This is a genomic window from Pseudooctadecabacter jejudonensis, from assembly GCF_900172275.1.
GTDB lineage: Bacteria > Pseudomonadota > Alphaproteobacteria > Rhodobacterales > Rhodobacteraceae > Octadecabacter > Octadecabacter jejudonensis.
The window spans coordinates 151,335-167,142 of the sequence record NZ_FWFT01000003.1; the positions used below are offsets into that span (position 1 = coordinate 151,335).

The 15,808-nt window shown below is 60.0% G+C and carries 16 protein-coding genes; 3 read left to right on the forward strand and 13 right to left on the reverse strand.

All coding sequences use genetic code 11. The features are described from left to right. Positions 1-46: 46 nt before the first annotated feature. Both PSJ8397_RS09895 and PSJ8397_RS09900 read left to right on the forward strand, forming a co-directional pair. A complete protein-coding gene (locus PSJ8397_RS09895) occupies positions 47-634 on the forward strand; it encodes a hypothetical protein (RefSeq protein ID WP_085864452.1) in 588 nt (195 codons plus the stop codon). Then, on the forward strand, positions 631-1,044 hold the full coding sequence (locus PSJ8397_RS09900) for a DUF3995 domain-containing protein (protein ID WP_235000676.1): 414 nt from the start codon (positions 631-633) through the stop codon (positions 1,042-1,044). The genes PSJ8397_RS09895 and PSJ8397_RS09900 overlap by 4 nt, the downstream gene beginning before the upstream one ends. On the opposite strand, the gene PSJ8397_RS09905 is transcribed toward PSJ8397_RS09900, so the two are convergent. Together PSJ8397_RS09905 and PSJ8397_RS09910 are read right to left on the reverse strand one after the other, a co-directional pair. Then, a complete protein-coding gene (locus tag PSJ8397_RS09905) occupies positions 1,013-2,371 on the reverse strand; it encodes an ABC1 kinase family protein (protein ID WP_085864453.1) in 1,359 nt (452 codons plus the stop codon). The two genes, PSJ8397_RS09900 and PSJ8397_RS09905, sit on opposite strands and share 32 nt — an antisense overlap. A 69-nt stretch (positions 2,372-2,440) precedes the next feature. Next, entirely contained in the window at positions 2,441-4,750 is a 2,310-nt protein-coding gene (locus PSJ8397_RS09910) for a DUF1989 domain-containing protein (protein WP_085864454.1), read from the reverse strand. Positions 4,751-4,943: 193 nt separating this feature from the next. On the opposite strand from PSJ8397_RS09910, the gene PSJ8397_RS09915 reads away from it, so the two are divergent. Next, positions 4,944-5,924: a sterol desaturase family protein gene (locus PSJ8397_RS09915; protein ID WP_085864455.1), complete on the forward strand. Its 981-nt coding sequence runs from the start codon at positions 4,944-4,946 to the stop codon at positions 5,922-5,924. On the opposite strand, the gene PSJ8397_RS09920 is transcribed toward PSJ8397_RS09915, so the two are convergent. From PSJ8397_RS09920 to PSJ8397_RS09970, 11 genes are all read right to left on the reverse strand, one after another. Further along, a complete protein-coding gene (locus tag PSJ8397_RS09920; RefSeq protein WP_085864456.1) occupies positions 5,925-6,815 on the reverse strand; it encodes a metal ABC transporter substrate-binding protein in 891 nt (296 codons plus the stop codon). A 4-nt stretch (positions 6,816-6,819) separates the two neighbouring features. Continuing rightward, positions 6,820-7,152: a hypothetical protein gene (locus PSJ8397_RS09925; RefSeq protein WP_085864457.1), complete on the reverse strand. Its 333-nt coding sequence runs from the start codon at positions 7,150-7,152 to the stop codon at positions 6,820-6,822. Beyond that, the gene (locus tag PSJ8397_RS09930; protein WP_085864458.1) at positions 7,152-7,928 is read right to left on the reverse strand and encodes a DUF4198 domain-containing protein; all 777 of its coding nucleotides are present in this window, start codon (positions 7,926-7,928) and stop codon (positions 7,152-7,154) included. The genes PSJ8397_RS09925 and PSJ8397_RS09930 overlap by 1 nt, the downstream gene beginning before the upstream one ends. Positions 7,929-7,943: 15 nt before the next feature. After that, positions 7,944-9,113: an ABC transporter permease gene (locus PSJ8397_RS09935; protein WP_085864459.1), complete on the reverse strand. Its 1,170-nt coding sequence runs from the start codon at positions 9,111-9,113 to the stop codon at positions 7,944-7,946. Beyond that, complete coding sequence (locus PSJ8397_RS09940) at positions 9,110-9,793, reverse strand: ABC transporter ATP-binding protein (protein ID WP_085864460.1); 684 nt, start codon at positions 9,791-9,793, stop codon at positions 9,110-9,112. Before PSJ8397_RS09940 ends, PSJ8397_RS09935 begins: the two co-directional genes overlap by 4 nt. Further along, positions 9,793-10,398 (reverse strand): hypothetical protein, encoded by a 606-nt coding sequence (locus PSJ8397_RS09945; protein ID WP_085864461.1) that lies wholly within the window; start codon positions 10,396-10,398, stop codon positions 9,793-9,795. The genes PSJ8397_RS09940 and PSJ8397_RS09945 overlap by 1 nt, the downstream gene beginning before the upstream one ends. Positions 10,399-10,553: 155 nt before the next feature. Further along, positions 10,554-11,936: an FGGY-family carbohydrate kinase gene (locus tag PSJ8397_RS09950; protein WP_085864462.1), complete on the reverse strand. Its 1,383-nt coding sequence runs from the start codon at positions 11,934-11,936 to the stop codon at positions 10,554-10,556. Beyond that, positions 11,933-12,250 carry an L-rhamnose mutarotase gene (rhaM, locus tag PSJ8397_RS09955; protein WP_085864463.1) on the reverse strand — a complete coding sequence of 106 codons (318 nt, stop codon included), beginning with the start codon at positions 12,248-12,250 and terminating at the stop codon, positions 11,933-11,935. Before rhaM ends, PSJ8397_RS09950 begins: the two co-directional genes overlap by 4 nt. Then, on the reverse strand, positions 12,247-13,248 hold the full coding sequence (locus PSJ8397_RS09960) for an ABC transporter permease (protein ID WP_085864464.1): 1,002 nt from the start codon (positions 13,246-13,248) through the stop codon (positions 12,247-12,249). Before PSJ8397_RS09960 ends, rhaM begins: the two co-directional genes overlap by 4 nt. Next, positions 13,245-14,225, reverse strand: coding sequence for an ABC transporter permease (locus tag PSJ8397_RS09965; protein WP_085864465.1), 981 nt, complete (start codon positions 14,223-14,225; stop codon positions 13,245-13,247). The genes PSJ8397_RS09960 and PSJ8397_RS09965 overlap by 4 nt, the downstream gene beginning before the upstream one ends. Then, entirely contained in the window at positions 14,222-15,769 is a 1,548-nt protein-coding gene (locus tag PSJ8397_RS09970; protein ID WP_085864466.1) for a sugar ABC transporter ATP-binding protein, read from the reverse strand. Before PSJ8397_RS09970 ends, PSJ8397_RS09965 begins: the two co-directional genes overlap by 4 nt. Positions 15,770-15,808 lie beyond the last annotated feature (39 nt).

A 15,808-nucleotide genomic window follows, 5' to 3' on the forward strand; every position in this document is an offset into this window, starting at 1 on the left:
CGACCTTGTAAGCTGTGCCAAAGCCAACGCCAGACGGAGCCTGACAATGCGCACCTTGACCCTTCTTGCCACCCTTGCAGCCACTCCTGCATGGGCCACCTGCCCCACGGGTGCCGATCTGGCCACGGGCATCACCTTCACGTCAGACGCGGGCGACCGCGACACCTTTACATCCATCGGCAACGGGGTGGTGCAGATTGATGGTGTGGCGACCGATGGCTTCACCTACCGCACATTGTTGGGGCAAGGCGTGCATGTGCTGCAACTGTCCGACACGGAAAACGGTCAGCCGATCAGTGACAGCGTCGTCAGCACATCCTATCCCATGGCCGCGCGCGACCTGCCTATTCCCACCGCGCAAAGCCGCTGGGACGTCGACACGATCATCAACGGCTACGGCGATATTTACGCAGAGGCGCAGTCCCAGACGTGGGGCCAGCCCATCACCTTTCGGGTGGGCGATTGCGCCTTTGACGCTTTGCCCGGCAAAATCCGCTACGAAAGCGACGGCTTCACAGTCAACGAAGAGGTCATTTACCTGCCCGAATTGTCCATGTCCCTCCTCATCAGCTATGAAGACGACGGCGCCCCAAAAGACACATGGACCTATATTGATGTAGAGGTCGCGCGGTGACGATCCTTGCGGGTCTGGCCTCTGCGGGGCTTGTTGTCATCGCTGCCATCCACCTTTTGTGGGCCTTGGGGTTCTGGTGGCCGATCAAGGATGAGGCCAGCTTGGCGCGCACGGTTGTTGGCACACGTGGCATCACGAAAATGCCCGGCCCCATTCCTTGTGCGCTTGTCGTTGTGGCCTTGTTGTTTGCTGCGGCCTGGCCCTGGTTTCCGCCTGGCATTCTGAAAACCGCAGGTCTGTTTGCAATCGCCGTGGTCTTTCAAGTTCGCGCCGTGGCGGCCTATTCAACGATGATGAAACGCCTCGCCCCTGAACAGCCCTTTCGGCGGTTGGATGAGACGGTCTATGGCCCGATCTGCATCTTCTTTGGCTTGGTCTTTATGCTGCTGTCGTCGCAAAGTACCGGCTGAGCCAATCGCGCAGCGCGGCCTCTACCGGCACTTTCGCCCCCAGCCGCGCAGCCAATAAGAACATGCCGCCAAACTTGCGCTGCAAGAACACGGCATCCATGGGCAAGGGCGGTGGCACAAAACCATCCTCAGCCAACGCCATGCCCTTGGCCTGCATGTCGCGGTTTAGGGTCGGGTCTGCAAAATCAAACATCTCCGCACGGGTCAGGGCGGCAAAGACAGCCTCAATCATGCCCACGATTTGGCTGGCGTGGGTGTCAGACACATCCTCCGACAAAAAGCCAACCTCGCGGCACGTGGCCTCCAGCCCCGCGCGGTCCCCGTCCAACCCCGCTTGCATCAGCCGCGCATAAGGCTCAACAACCGATGCAGGCAAATCCCGCGTCGCCCCAAAATCCAACAGCACCACCTGCCCCGTTGCGGGAATATAGCGGTAGTTGGCGAAGTTGGGGTCCGTCTGCATGAAGCCCAGATCGAACATCTCTGCCAACATCAGATCAATCAGGTCGGCGGCCATGCGGTCACGGGTGGCCTGATCCTCAGCCGCTGCGGCCTCGACCGGTTGGCTGTCGATAAAATCCATGCTCAGGATGTGCGACCCCGACAGATCATCGTGCATCGCGGGCACCACGAACCGCGCATCCCCCGTCAAAGCGGCCTGAAATCGCCGCAAGGATGCCCCTTCGGCCGCGTAATCCGTCTCAACATGCAGCTGTTTGCGCGCCTCCTCCAGATAGGGGGCCAGCTGAAACCCCTTGGGCAACAACCCCGTCAGTTTGATCAACGCGCCCACGTTCGCCACATCGCTGTCAATGCTGTGGGCCACGCCGGGGTATTGCACCTTGACCGCGACATCGCGCCCGTCACGGGTCTGTGCGCGATGAACCTGCCCGATGGACGCCGCCGCAATAGGCCGCACATCAAACCGTTTGAACCGCCGCAGCCAACCGTCGCCCCACGTCTCCGTCAGCACGTGTTTTAGCTGTTTTGGCGGCATCACATGGGCATCATCGCGCAGCCGTGCCATGATCTGTGCCAACTCAGGCGGCAAAACGTCGCCCGTGTCCATGGACATCAATTGCCCCATCTTCATGGCCGCCCCGCGCATCCGCGCCAGTTCATCTGCGATTTTGGTAATGTTGCGCGGGGTCAGAAGCAGGTTGCGCATGCGGGGCCTCTCCCCCCGCCCGAATGAGGCCAGTGAACCCGCAGCCATATTGCCCGCCACGCCTGCCGTCAGCCCGCCAAGGCGTGCCATGCGGTTGAGACGTCCTGCGGGGACGCGCAGGCCCTTGGGCGCGTTTGAAGTATCGGGCGTGTCAGACATGCGGCCTCCTTGTGTCCTGACAGGACTTAGGACGCGCGAGGGCCAGCGCCACGGGTGCGGGCGCGGCCTTTAGGCGCGGGCGCGTTCGCGGCGCGGATCGACAAAGGGGATATCGCAAACGGTGCCAGTGATCCGTTTCATGTGTCCGTCCATCAACCCGACCTCAAGCGCGGTGCCGACCTCGGCCACTTCGACGGACAGCCGCGCCATGGCGATGGCCCGTTCCAATGTGGGTGACCGCGTGGCCGACGTCACGACCCCCACAGGCCTCTCACCCAAGTACACATGCGCGCCATGGGCAGGCACGTCATCGCACTCAAAGAGCAGGCCTTTCAGCACACGGCGCGGCGCTTGCGCGTTGCGGTCCAACGCGGCGCGCCCCACAAAATCGGTCTTCTTGAAATCCACCGCAAAGCCCAAGCCGGCCTCAAGCGCGTCCACATCAGGTGCAAATTCCGCACCCGCTGCGGCCAGTCCGGCCTCAATCCGAATGACCTCAAGCGCGTGGGCGCCCATGGGGGCGATCCCAAACTCCACCCCTGCCTCCATGATGGCGTCCCACACGGCGGGCGCATCGGCGCGGTCACAAAAGACCTCATACCCCAATTCGCCGGTGTAGCCGGACCGCGCCATCATAAACGGCGCGCCTTCGCGGTTGTGCAGCCGTGCGACCGTCACGCCAAACCATTTCAGATCCTCAAGGGACGGCACATGGGGTTGAGTAAAAGCAATCTTGCGCATCAGATCGCGTGACCGTGGGCCTTGTACGGCCAGATTGGGCAGCGACGACTGCATGTCATGAATGCGGACATCCAGATCCACAGCCAAAGACGCCAAATGTCGCGCAGATTCCTCGGTCCCACAACACCAACGGAACGACTGCGGCCCAAGCCGAAACAGCGTGCCGTCGTCAATCACGGCACCTTGGGCGTCACACATCAGCGCATAGGTGCCCCGCCACTGGGCGAGCTTGGCGATGTTGCGCGTCATGGCGTGCTGCAACAGCCGTTCAGCATCAGGCCCAAGGATGTCGTATTTGCGCAGCGGGCTCATATCCTGCACCGTCACCCTCTCACGGCAGGCCCAATATTCGCCCGTCGTGCCCACGCTTGGGTAGGCCGCAGGCACCCAAGTGTCTCGGGCCGCGATAAACTGTTCGGTCAGCTGGCTGGTGCGTTCGTGAAAGGCGCTGTTTTGGCTCAGGCTCATGGGGGCGTTTTCCTTTGGCCGATACGCGATGGCGCGGCGGACGGGGGTGTCAGGTGCGTAGATGCGAACGTGAACATCCGTGGGGTTCCAGCCGTTGATCGGGTCCACATCATCGGGACAGGCCGTGCTGACACAGACCAGATCATCCATCGCTGTCATGGCCACATAATCCCCCGCCCGCGACCACGATTCCTCTGACTGGATGCGGTTGTCGCCCCGGTCGATCCATGAATTGAAAAAGAAATTGATCGCAGGCCAGGCAGACCGACGGGCCACGCCGTAGTCTGCCATGACATGGCTGATATTATCAGAACAGTTCACATGCCCCGGAAAGCCGCGTTCTTCATAGCCGCGCGCAGTACACGCAAGTGCAAAGGTGTCATGCCGCCCCACGGTGTCTTGTACCACGTTCAGCATCGGCCGCATCTCGGCGTCATAGAACTTGTCAAAGAGGCCCGGCCCCGGATATGCGCCCCCAACCATGGACCGCGTGACGGTACTGTCGATGAGCTGTTCAACACCCGCATCGAGGCCGCGGCTCCGAAAGGCCATGAAATCAGAACACTGCTGTCCGTCCACATCGATGACCTGCACGGTTTCACCCTTGTTCAGTCGGTAGGCCTGCGCCGTGGCACGCGACACCGTGAATTCATCGCGGAGTTTGCCAAGCGGCGGGGGAAGCACCAGGTTGGACGCCGCCGCGCGTTTGACGTGCACCTCTACCGCGCCGCTGGATACACCCGCAACGTGATCGGCCACCCGACTGACATTGATAACCCAAAGTGCTGCGGGGGCCGTGGCGCGCAGCACCAACAGCGCCTCGGCGTCCGTCACCTCGGCCACGGCGGTGGCCTCGGCCACGCCGCCCTTGCTGGCAATCCAACCGACCATCGCGCCGCTGGCAAAGGCATCGACCTGCAAGTGGCTCGTCGCCACGACCCCAAGGCTGGCCAGCGCATCAGCCCCGTCCGGCCCAAAGGCAGCCAATTGCAAACCTGTTGTCTGATCGGCGTGCAGAACGCTCATCGTGTCGCCTTCCGCCACATCCACGCGCACCGCCTGTCTCGGATCGACCCGCTGGACAGTTGCCGGATGCGGGGCCTGTAGCCCATCAAACCGCCGACCTTTGGGTCGGGACACTCCGTTGCGAAACGCGGTGAGGATGTCCATCCTGTCGTCCTGAATAGCCCTGTAGACGCCTACAGATGGGATGATCTTCGCGGCAGATCTTTTCGCAAGTCAACCCTTTTGGCACACCCGTCGTGGACCGAAGGCATCCTCAGACCTTGGCCACGTCATTCATAGGCGACATTTGCAGTTTGCGTGTTATCCTAGCGGCACGAAATCCAAAAAGGCTGCCCCAATGTCTGACGAACCCCTCAAAGGATGGAACCACCTGCCAGAGGTTCCCTTGAAAACGTCGCCCTTTTTCATCTGGCCCCTCAACGTGGTGGACATGGCAAAATGGGTTTGGAATTCGTGGTTCCTGATCACCGAAAAGCTGATCATCGTCGGCCTCGCCTTTGCGTGCTACGCATGGTTCCAGCCCCCGCTTGAGGCCTCGCAGACCTTTGCGCCCGGATGGATCGCGCAGATGTATCTGCGCAACCTGGTGCTGACACTGCTGGTCGCAGGGTCCTTGCATCTGTGGTTCTACACCTATTCAGCCCAAGGCAAGCGTCTGAAATTCGACCCGCGCCCGCTGATGGTCAATGGGCGGCAGTTCACTTTGGGTGGTCAGGTGCGCGACAATATGTTTTGGACGCTGGGCAGCGGCGTGGCGATCTGGACCGCGTTTGAGGCCGTGATGATGTGGGCGTTGGCCAACGGCCACATCCGTCTGATCACGTTTGACGCAAACCCCGTCTGGTTCATCGCCCTGTTTTTCCTCGTCCCGATCTGGGAGAGCTTTTATTTCTACATCATCCACCGCGCCCTGCATGTTCCGTTTCTGTATAAACACGTGCACTCCCTGCACCACCGCAACATCAACGTGGGGCCTTGGTCCGGCATGTCGATGCATCCGGTGGAACAGTTTATCTTTCTGGGGTCGGTCTTTGTGCATCTCGCCGTGGGCGCGCATCCGGTGCACATTCTGTTCCACTTGCAATACTATTTCCTGACAGCCATCACCTCGCACACGGGCTTTCAAGGCCTTCTGCTGGGCGACAAGAACCGTCTGGCCTTGGGCACATTCCACCACCAGATGCACCACCGTTATTTTGAATGTAACTACGGCAGTCTTGAGATCCCGTGGGACAAATGGTTCGGATCCTTCCACGATGGCACAACGGCAGCCAACGACAAGATGCAAGACCGCCGCAAACGCATCATGGGCAAGTGATCAATTCAGCGCGTTCGCCAGATCGTCCACAGCGCGGCCCACCGCATCCACGTAAGAACCCGCATCGCTGTTAAAGGCCAGCGGATCAAAGACGACATTCGCAAGGCCCAAACCTTCGGTGGCCGCGAAAGCCTCCGCCGGGGGCGTGGCTTCCCAGATCAGAACGGTCGCGCCAGTGTCGGCGGCCATGGCAGCCAGCCCGTCAAGCTCTGCATCGGTGGGCATGGCACCTGCGTCCCATTCAAGCGACGCGATATTGAGGCCGTAGCGCCGCGCGAAATATTCATACCGTGGATGAGTGGCGATGATCTGCACATCCCCCGCCCCCTCAAGGGCCGTTGCCGTCTGCGCATCCAACGCCGTCAGGTCTGCGGTGAAGGCATCCAACGCCGTCTCAAGGTCCTCAGCCTCGGCAATCCCCCGCAAAACGAGGGCGGCCGCAATCGCATCCGCCTGCGCCACCGCCAACGTCGGATCAAGCCAGAGGTAAGACGCAAGGCCCTCGTGCGAATGCTCCTCCCCCTCGCCATGACTGTGAGTGATGCTTTGAGTGACGATAAACTGATCCTCAAGTGCGGCTGAGGTGTTCACCACCCGCGCGCGCGGCAGGGTCACGCGGTCAATCCACGTGGCAAAGCCCGCCCCGTTGAGAAGGATCAGATCAGCGCCTTGAATTTCGCTGATGTCGGAAATGCTGGGCCGCCAGAACGACGGGTCCACGCCCTCGGGCACAGGAAACACCACATCAGCGGCCTCCCCCACCAGCGCCTCGGCCATCAGTTCAAGGGCTTGGTTCACAACGATAATCTGCGGGCGATCTTGTGCCAACGCACCCGTCGCCATCGCCGCGACCGCGCCGCCCATCAACAGTCGTTTCAAACCTACCCCCATGATCTTATCCCTCACAGCCCCGTGCAATATCGTCAGGCGTCACGATCCAGTAATTGTCGTGCCCGCCAGTGTCGACCTCAACCACCAGACCGCCTTCGTGGTCAACATCGGCCAGCGGCAAGACCGCCGTGCCGTCCTCGGCCAATTCAAGCGTGGTCAGCAGCATGTTGTCGCCGTCAAGGATGCGCACCTCTCCTTGCTGAGCGACCCGCCCGTTTGAGAACTTCGCCTCAACCGTCACGGCCTCACAATCCGCAGACGCAAAGACAATCAGCCCATGCGCTGCAGCCCCCATAGGGGCTACAACCAAGGCCGCGGCAAAGGCAAAACCGCGCATTACTGGCCCGTCCACTCTTCAAAGTGAACCCAGATGACTGCGCCCAGTTCGACCGCCTTTTCCTCGCCCGATCCTTCTTCGGTCAGCGTGTAGTCCGCCGTGTTCAGCGCAGCAAAACCCCACCACCCGTCAGAGGGTGCCGCGTAGGTGAAAACACCGTTCTCGTCCGCTTTGACCGTTTGGGTGATCATCAACTCATCCGGCACAGTGGCGTCGCCATCTTCGTTGAAGAACTCTACCTCAACCTCCGCATAGGGCACGGCCTCACCATCAAGTTTCACGATGCCCTGAAACACATTGCCTTCCCACAGGCCGAACGGCTTGGACAGGGGCACAATTTCGGTCTTTAGGCCCAGTTCCGTATCCCAGCCCTCATCATCGCCAAAAGCGGTGACGTAGGTTTTGGTGTAGTGAATGATGAAGGAATCCTCCGCAGGTTCCCAAAACGGTTTGGGCTCCATGGTGAAGATGTAGGTGCCCGGACGCGCAAGATCATAAGACAGGGTATAGCCCTGATCGCCCATCACGGTGGCCTCCTGCAACTCACCCAACAGATCCGTCGTCTCATCCCCATAGGTCACGGCGAAGGCCTCTGGGGTGCCCAGCGTCATGCCGTCCAATTCAAACGGATGAGAAAATGACATCGTCAGATCGACGCTGCGCCCGTCTTCCTGGCTGATCATCGGGTCATTGGGGATGATCATGCCGTAGTGTGCCAAGGCGGGCGTGGTCGCAATCAACGTGGCAATAGATGCTGTGACAAGATGACGTTTCATAAGATCTCCAGAAAGTTAGGTACCAAGGGCAAGCAGCCAGCCCACCCAGGCTTCTGCGTTGCGCGACACCACCATAGCGCCAAGCCCCGCAAGCAAAGCTGACAATAAAAGTAAAGTAATCGTTTCCGCCGACAAGAGGCGCAGCACCATTCCTTTGCGCGCGCCCAATTTAACGGCAGTCGCGATCTCTTTGGCGCGCAACCGATAACTCAGGAACACAGCCAGTCCGATGGCGGCCAGTGCGGCGATGGCGATGATGGTTGTGACCACATCCAGCAGGGCTTTGATGCGGAAAATCCGGTCGACCAGCCCTTGGATCACGCCGGCCGGTTCAATCAACTGCGTCGGCCCGTTGCCGTCCAGATAACGACCCTTAAGGATCGTGGCCGCCCGCGTGTCATTGGGCACAACCACCACAGCCGAGGTCGGAAAGCCGTCCTGTGATCCGTGGAAATGAAAGCTGTCGATGTTGTCCTCCGTTATGCGCTGGTACTGCACCACTGCGGCGTTGGCCAAGGCGGCGGTCCCGTTGGCCACATCATTTGCCGTTACGACGTCTTCGTGTCCGTGGCCGATGCCCTGGATGACCCACGCGGTCTTGATGTCGACGAAAATCGCCTCATCGTCGGGGGTGTTGGTGGGGGCCAAAACGCCAACGATGGGCATCTCAAGCGGATAGACACCATCAAGATCAAAGAGGTTTTCAGGAGACGACACCAAGGCGTCGCCCACGCCCTTGCCCAGCGCCTGCGCCACGGATGCACCGATGACGGCATCGCCCAACACAGACAACCCGCGCCCTTGGGCAATACCTAGATCGCGGAAATCGAAATAATCCAGCGTCGTGCCAACAATACGGAACCCGCCCGAGGAAAACGCGGTATGCACAGGGATCGGCACGCCCAACCCGCTGTCCCAAATCGCCTCGACCTCTGCCATGGCGACAGGTTCGGGGCGTTCTTCACCGAAGTACAAAGCGGCCATCGTCAGATCCAGCTGCGACCCGCGCGCGCCCAGCAACAACGGTGTCGCCTCACCACGGGCGACCAGCGCCCTTTCGGAGGTCGACAACAACGTCTGCGTGGCCACGGGCACGAACATGATCAAGGCCGCCACCAGCACCAGAACAAGGCTGCGCGCCCAATTGTAACGCAGATAGGCATAGGCGAGGTAAAGCGCGTTCATAAGGGTGCCCCCTCGTCCACGGCCGCAACGCGGAACTGCGCAAAATCCAGCACCCGTTCAAAACGCGGCAACAACTCATGGTCATGTGTCACGGCCAGCACAGACGCCCCCGCCTCGGCCGCCTGTTCAAACAACAGATCAAGGATGCGGGCCTTGCTGTCAGGGTCCAGATTGCCCGTTGCCTCGTCCGACAGGATCAAATTCGGCTGTGTGACAAGCGCACGGCAGATGGCGACCCGCTGTTGCTCACCCTGGCTTAGCGCGTTTGGATGCCGGTCCAGTTTATCGCCAATCCCGCACGCCACCGCCAAAGCCTCGGCGCGGTCGCGGGCGTCTTGGTCCAGCGTCAGCGCAGGCGTGATGCGGTAAGGATAAAGGATATTCTGGCGCGCGGGCAGATAATCCAACAGCGCAAAATCCTGAAACACGAACCCGATCTGACTGGCGCGAAACTTGCGCCGCTCCGCATCAGACAGCTGAGACACATCCGTCCCCGCCACATCGATGCGCCCCGCCTCCGGCGTCAGGATACCGGCGATCAGGTTCAACAGGGTCGTTTTGCCACTTCCACTCGGCCCCACGATGGCCACGCGTTCCCGCGCAGCCAGTGTGAATTCAGGCACGTGCAGGCGAAACCCTGTGGCGCCGTAGCCGAACCTCAGATCCTCGACGCGCACCATCAGTCAGCCTCGCTTTCCGCCGTAGCGGGGGCAACGGCATCAGGGGCCAAGAACGTCTCTCCGGCGGTGTCGCGATTCACATCCAGCAGCTCAAAATCCGTGATCCGCCACGCGCCGTCCACCGGCGTCACACGCAAATCCGCGCTGTAGGTATTCCCGCGCACGTGCAGATGTTCCGCATGCCCCACCGTCCCGATGACCTGCCATGACGCATCGATCAGCAACGTCGCATCTTCGCGTGCAACCTGAGTGTTCAACAGCTTGATTTCATGGATCGTTTGCTGCGTTTCATCAAGGCCCCCGCCCGCCATTGCGCCCACCCGTTCCAGGTACAGATACTCCAACGCATCGCCATGGGTCACATCGGCCAAGGTGTCGTAAATCGCGTCTTCCTGTGTTTCATTGAACGCCTCATAGACCACCAGCAAAAGCGCGGGCGTCAGCCGCCAGAATTCCCCCCGCGCGTCCTCAATCGTCAGCGGGTCAAGACCCGGCGCGGTGAATGTATCTGTCTCGGAAATGCGCGCGTCATCGGGCATAAACACGACCGCCGCAGCCGCCAAAACGGCGGCACCAGCAAGGGTGGCAAAAAGGGCAGATCGCATGGCAGCTCAATCACTCGAAAGGGGCGGCTTGTTGTTCTTCGCACCCTCTTGCAGATCAGATCGAAGTTCAAGGCCACAAACCCATGCCTGTTCGCCCATACAGGTCTGTCGACGGGAAAGTTCGCATCAAACAGGCGATGTTTTGCCGGCCTAGGTCAGGACGGGCGCACATGCTCCGTCCACAGATCGGCATAACGCCTCAGTGAGGGCACATCAAAATCCGTCTCGACGGGGTCCAGCCGCGGGACAACCGTGTCCTCGCGAAACAACATCGCAGCCCCGATGCTGGTGCCCGTGACAGCACCATTTGTCAAAACAGGACGCCCCGTGATGGCTTGCAACATGGCAAGGTAAAGGGGGTTTCGCGCAAACGGACCCTCAACGATTGTGGGGCCTGCCCCTGTAACAAGATCAAGGCAGGTGTGCGTCATCAATGCCAGATAAAACGACAAGGCTGCAGACCGCACGCCGGAACCCACAGGCGGTTCGCCCCCCTGCCATGCCATCTGACGCCCTTGAAACGGGCCTGTCCCTTGCTCGACCGACGGAAGCAGCATCAAAGGGGCCGACAGCACCTCCTCCACGTCGCTTGGCGTGGGCGTCACGGTCTGGCCTTGCTGGATGACCTCAAACTCGCGCCCGCCCATGAAACGCGCACTGGGCACCGCCTGTTCAAGAGCGTTCACGTTCACAAGGGTGTCGCGCACAGGGTCAAGCGTTGCGCTGCCACCGTCGCCAGACATGGACATGACAATGACCCATGTGCCCGTCGACACCACACTGATCGGCCCCTCGCGTGAGGCGACATAGGGATAAAGTGAGGCATTTGAATCGTGAATTCCCACACTCACCGGCGTGTCCGGCCGCAGGCCGGTTCGGTCCGCCACATCGCGGGAGACCGTCCCCAGAACGTCGCCGGGGCGTCGTACCGGTGCAATCTTGTCTTGAAGGCCCAGCGCCGCGACAAGGCTGGAAAAGCCCTGATCAAACGGGTTCCACAGGTCCGAGTGACACCCCAAGGATGTGACATCCGTGGCCGCCTTCCCCGTCAGCCGATGGCCCCAGTATTGCGGATAGGTCACGATCTGGGCCGTGCGGTCCCTTAGGCCTGGGTCTTGGGAAAAAAGCCAATGCAACTGCGCGCCAATGTTCAACCCGCCTGCCAGTCTGGGCGATCCGGTCTCGGAGAAATCTGGCCGCATGGCGTCATAGGCCTGACAGACAGGTTCGGGGTAGATGTGTTCATAGTCAACGATGGGCGTGGCAAGTCCCCCAGCGCCATCCAGCAAGGCCGCGCACGCACCGTGCGTGGTGACCGAGACCGCATCGATGCCGTGCTCTCGTTGAAACTGGCCAAGACCCTCCAGCAGAAACGCCCAATGACCGTCCACATCATAATGCGGATAAGGCGGCCCCGCTTGCACCGTGTTGGGCCTGGTCAGAACAGCGATTTCTGTCAGGCTGGGCAAATCGACCAAGGCCAGCTTGGCATTGGTTTTGCCAATATCGATCACAGCCACGTGGTGCGGTGCGGTCATGGCATGTAAAACATCGGCGTCAGGGGCACCGCCACAGGCGATGTGTCGGCATTTGTCTCCATGATATCGCCCATATAGGCCCACCACTTCTGCATCACCGGATGGCTCGGCAAGGCGTGCATGTCATGATCATCTGCGCGTTCCAGAACACCGATCAGATGACCTGTGTCTTCATCGAGATGGATCGAATATTCACTGACGCCCGCGTCATGCAACAGATCGACCAATTCGGGCCAGATCTCATCATGGCGGCGCTTATATTCAGCCTCCATGTCGTCGTGCAGCTTCATGCGGAAAACGAAACGACTGCTCATGGTGTGCGCCTCGCTGCGGCCATGGCCCAAAGCCGTGGCAGGGCAATCACCCCGATCAACAGAAGGCCAATGAAAATGGACATCACGATGCCGGGCACATTCAAAAGCCCAAGCCCGAAGGTGACCAGCCCCATCACAAAGGCCGCAATGACCACGCCCGGGATCGTACCGGACCCGCCAAGGATATTGACGCCGCCCAAAACAACCATCGTCACGACCTCAAGCTCCATCCCGGTGGCGATGCTGGGCCGCGTCGACCCAAGACGGGAGGTCAGGCAGACCGCCGCCACGCCAGACATCAGACCGGTCAACAAGAACAGGATGAACTTGACGCGGGCCACGCGGATCCCGCTGAACATGGCACCTGTGGGGTTGTTGCCAATCGCATAAACCGCGCGGCCGAAATTGGTCTTGTGCAACAGCACCCCGTAAATCACGGCGATGATCACGAACAACAACATTTCCACCGTGAACACCCAGTAGATGTAGCCCTGCCCGAACCATGAAAAGCTGGCGGGGTATCCGCGAAACGCATCATCCCCAAGGATGATAAAGCTGATGCCGCGAAACAGGCTCATGGTGCCGATGGTCACCACAATCGACGGCAGGCCCAGAACCGTCACAAAGAACCCGTTGAACGCACCGCACAGCACCCCAACCGTCAGGCCGATGATCACCAGCTCCGGCGTTCCGGCCCCGTATTGCAACGCAAGCCCCATCGCCGTGCTGGCCAGCGCAATGATCGAGGCCACGGACAAATCAATCTCACCCGAGATGATCAACAACGCCATAGCAAAGGCGATCATCGCTTTTTCGGTAAAGTTGAAGGTCGCGTCGGACAGGTTCCACGCGCTTAGAAAATAGGGGGAGGCAAAGCTGTTGATCACAAAGATCGCAATCGCCACAGCCAGCAGCAATGCCTCCCAGCTTTTGAAGATGCGGGCCGCGCGGCTGTTCAGCCGGTCGGGCACGTGGCGGGTTTGGGGGGCGGTCGTCATTGTGTGGCCTCCGCTGATTTAAGGATGATGCGGCCCTTGGTACGGCCCGAACGGGAATTGAAGGCAACGGCAATCAAGATGGCGCTGCCCGAAATCGCCAGCTGCCAGAACGGCGAAATATTCACGACCGGCAGGGCATTCTTAACAACACCGAGGAAAATCGCACCCAAAACAGCGCCCCCCACGGACCCGATACCGCCCGCGATGGAAATGCCGCCGATGACACAGGCCGCCACGACTTCGAGTTCGAACCCGCCCGCGATGTCCACATAGGCCACCGCAAAACGCGACACCCAAAGATATCCTGTCAGCCCCGCCAGGGCCCCCGACACCACAAAGGCCCAGAACTGCGTGCGACCCACATCAATGCCTGTGTACACAGCCGCATGGGGGTTGCCGCCCACCGCGAAAATGGATCGACCAAACTGGGTGCGCGCCATCATGATGCCGAACAGGATGATCGTGATGATGGCTGCCCATGACAGAACCGGAAGGCCCAACAGCTCCATTCTTGGGAAGGCGGTGAAGGCGGGCGACATCTCGTGTGAGTTCACCCATTTGCCGTCTGAAATCAAAAAGATGATGCCTCGGAAAATGGTCATGGTGCCCAAGGTCACCACAATGGGCGGGATTGACAGTTTCCACACCAAAATACCGTTCACCGCCCCCATGACCGCGCCCAAAAGCACGGCGACGGCAAGGATCACAGGGATCGGCAATCCAGGCATGGCCACGTTGATCATCGCCACCACCATGCCCGTCAGCGCAAGGTTGGCGGCCACGGACAGATCAATGCACCGCGTCAGGATCACCACCATCTGCCCAAGGGCAAGGATGATCAGCGGGGCCGTGTCGTTGAACACGTTGGCCAGATTGGACGGGGCAATAAACCCCGCAAACCTCGATGAAATCAGCAGCAAAAGCACCAGAATGGCCGCGGCCAGAATGGTTTCGCGTACGGGAATGAGACGGCTCATGCGGCGGCCCCTTCGGTTGGTGTTGTAATGCCGGCGGCGTGCCGTACGAGGGTTTCGGGCGTCATGTCATCCCCTTCCACTTCGGCCGCAATGCGACCGTCCCGCATGACAATCACGCGGTCTGACATGCCAATGACCTCAGGAATTTCGGAACTGACCATGATCACTGACAGCCCTTGGGCCGCCAATTCGGCCATAAATTCATGCACGGCGGCCTTGGACCCGATGTCGATGCCCTTGGTTGGCTCATCCAGAATGATGACCTGCGGCTGGGTCGCGAGCCATTTGGCAATGACCACCTTTTGCTGGTTGCCCCCCGACAGGTTGCCCACATCCTGATCCAGCGAGGCTGCCCGCAAATCCAGACGCTGCGAATACTCCCGCGCCAGTTTGAATTCTTCGGCCAGCTTCAAAAATCCCTTGCGCGATGTCTTGTCCAGCGACGGTAGGGTGATGTTCTGAAAGATCGGCAAACCGATGATCGCGCCTTGCTTGCCACGGTCCTCTGGTACGTAAACAATCCCGTTGGCCACCGCATCGGCGGGTGAGCGGATGACCTCAATATTGCCATTGATCCGGCACACCCCTTTGGACGGTTTGGTGATCCCGAAAAGCGCCTGCATAAATTCAGACCGCCCGGCCCCCACAAGCCCGTAAAACCCCAAAATCTCCCCCTTGTTGAGGGTGAAATTGATGTCGGCAAATTCGGTCGGATGGGCGTATCCCACGACCTTGAGGACTTCTTCACCGATCTCATGGTTTGTTTGCGGGAAAATCTGTTCAACAGACCGCCCCACCATCATCTTCACCAAATCATTTTCGGCGATGTCGCTGATCTGGCCATCGGCCACAAAGGCGCCGTCCCGAAAGACGGTGTAGCGATCGGCGATGCGAAAAATCTCGTCAAACTTGTGGCTGATAAACAAGATGGCCTTGCCTTGGGATTTCAGCGTCTCGACCAACTCATACAGCTCTTCGATTTCCTTGTGGGACAGGGCTGCCGTGGGTTCATCCATGATGACCACGCGGGCATCCACGGACAAGGCCCGTGCAATCGCCACAAGGTGTTTGTTGGCAATGCCAAGGTCCCGCAACTGGGTATGGGAACTGAAAGGCGCCCCAATTTCGGTCAACAAGGCGCTTGCGTCCTGATGCATCCGCGCCTTGTCGATCAGGCCCAGCCGCGTGCGGGGCGCGTGGCCAATATAGATGTTCTCGGCCACGGACAGTTCATCAAACAAGACAGTTTCTTGATGGATCGCCGTGATCCCTGCCTGTGATGCGTCATCGGGCGTGGCCAGTACGACAGGATCGCCGTCAATGCGGATCGTGCCGCCGTTGGGCTGATAGATACCTGTCAGGATCTTGACGGTGGTGGATTTTCCGGCGCCGTTTTCTCCGACAAGTGCGGTCACCTGTCCGGGGAACAGGTCCAGTTTGACCTGATCGAGAGCTTTGACGCCGGGAAATGTCTTGGTGATCATGTCCATCGACACGATGGGGGACACGTCTGGTGCGGGGGCAGGCGCAATACGGGTCGTCATCCGGGAACTCTCACAGGATATGAAGTGGGGGGGTAAAGG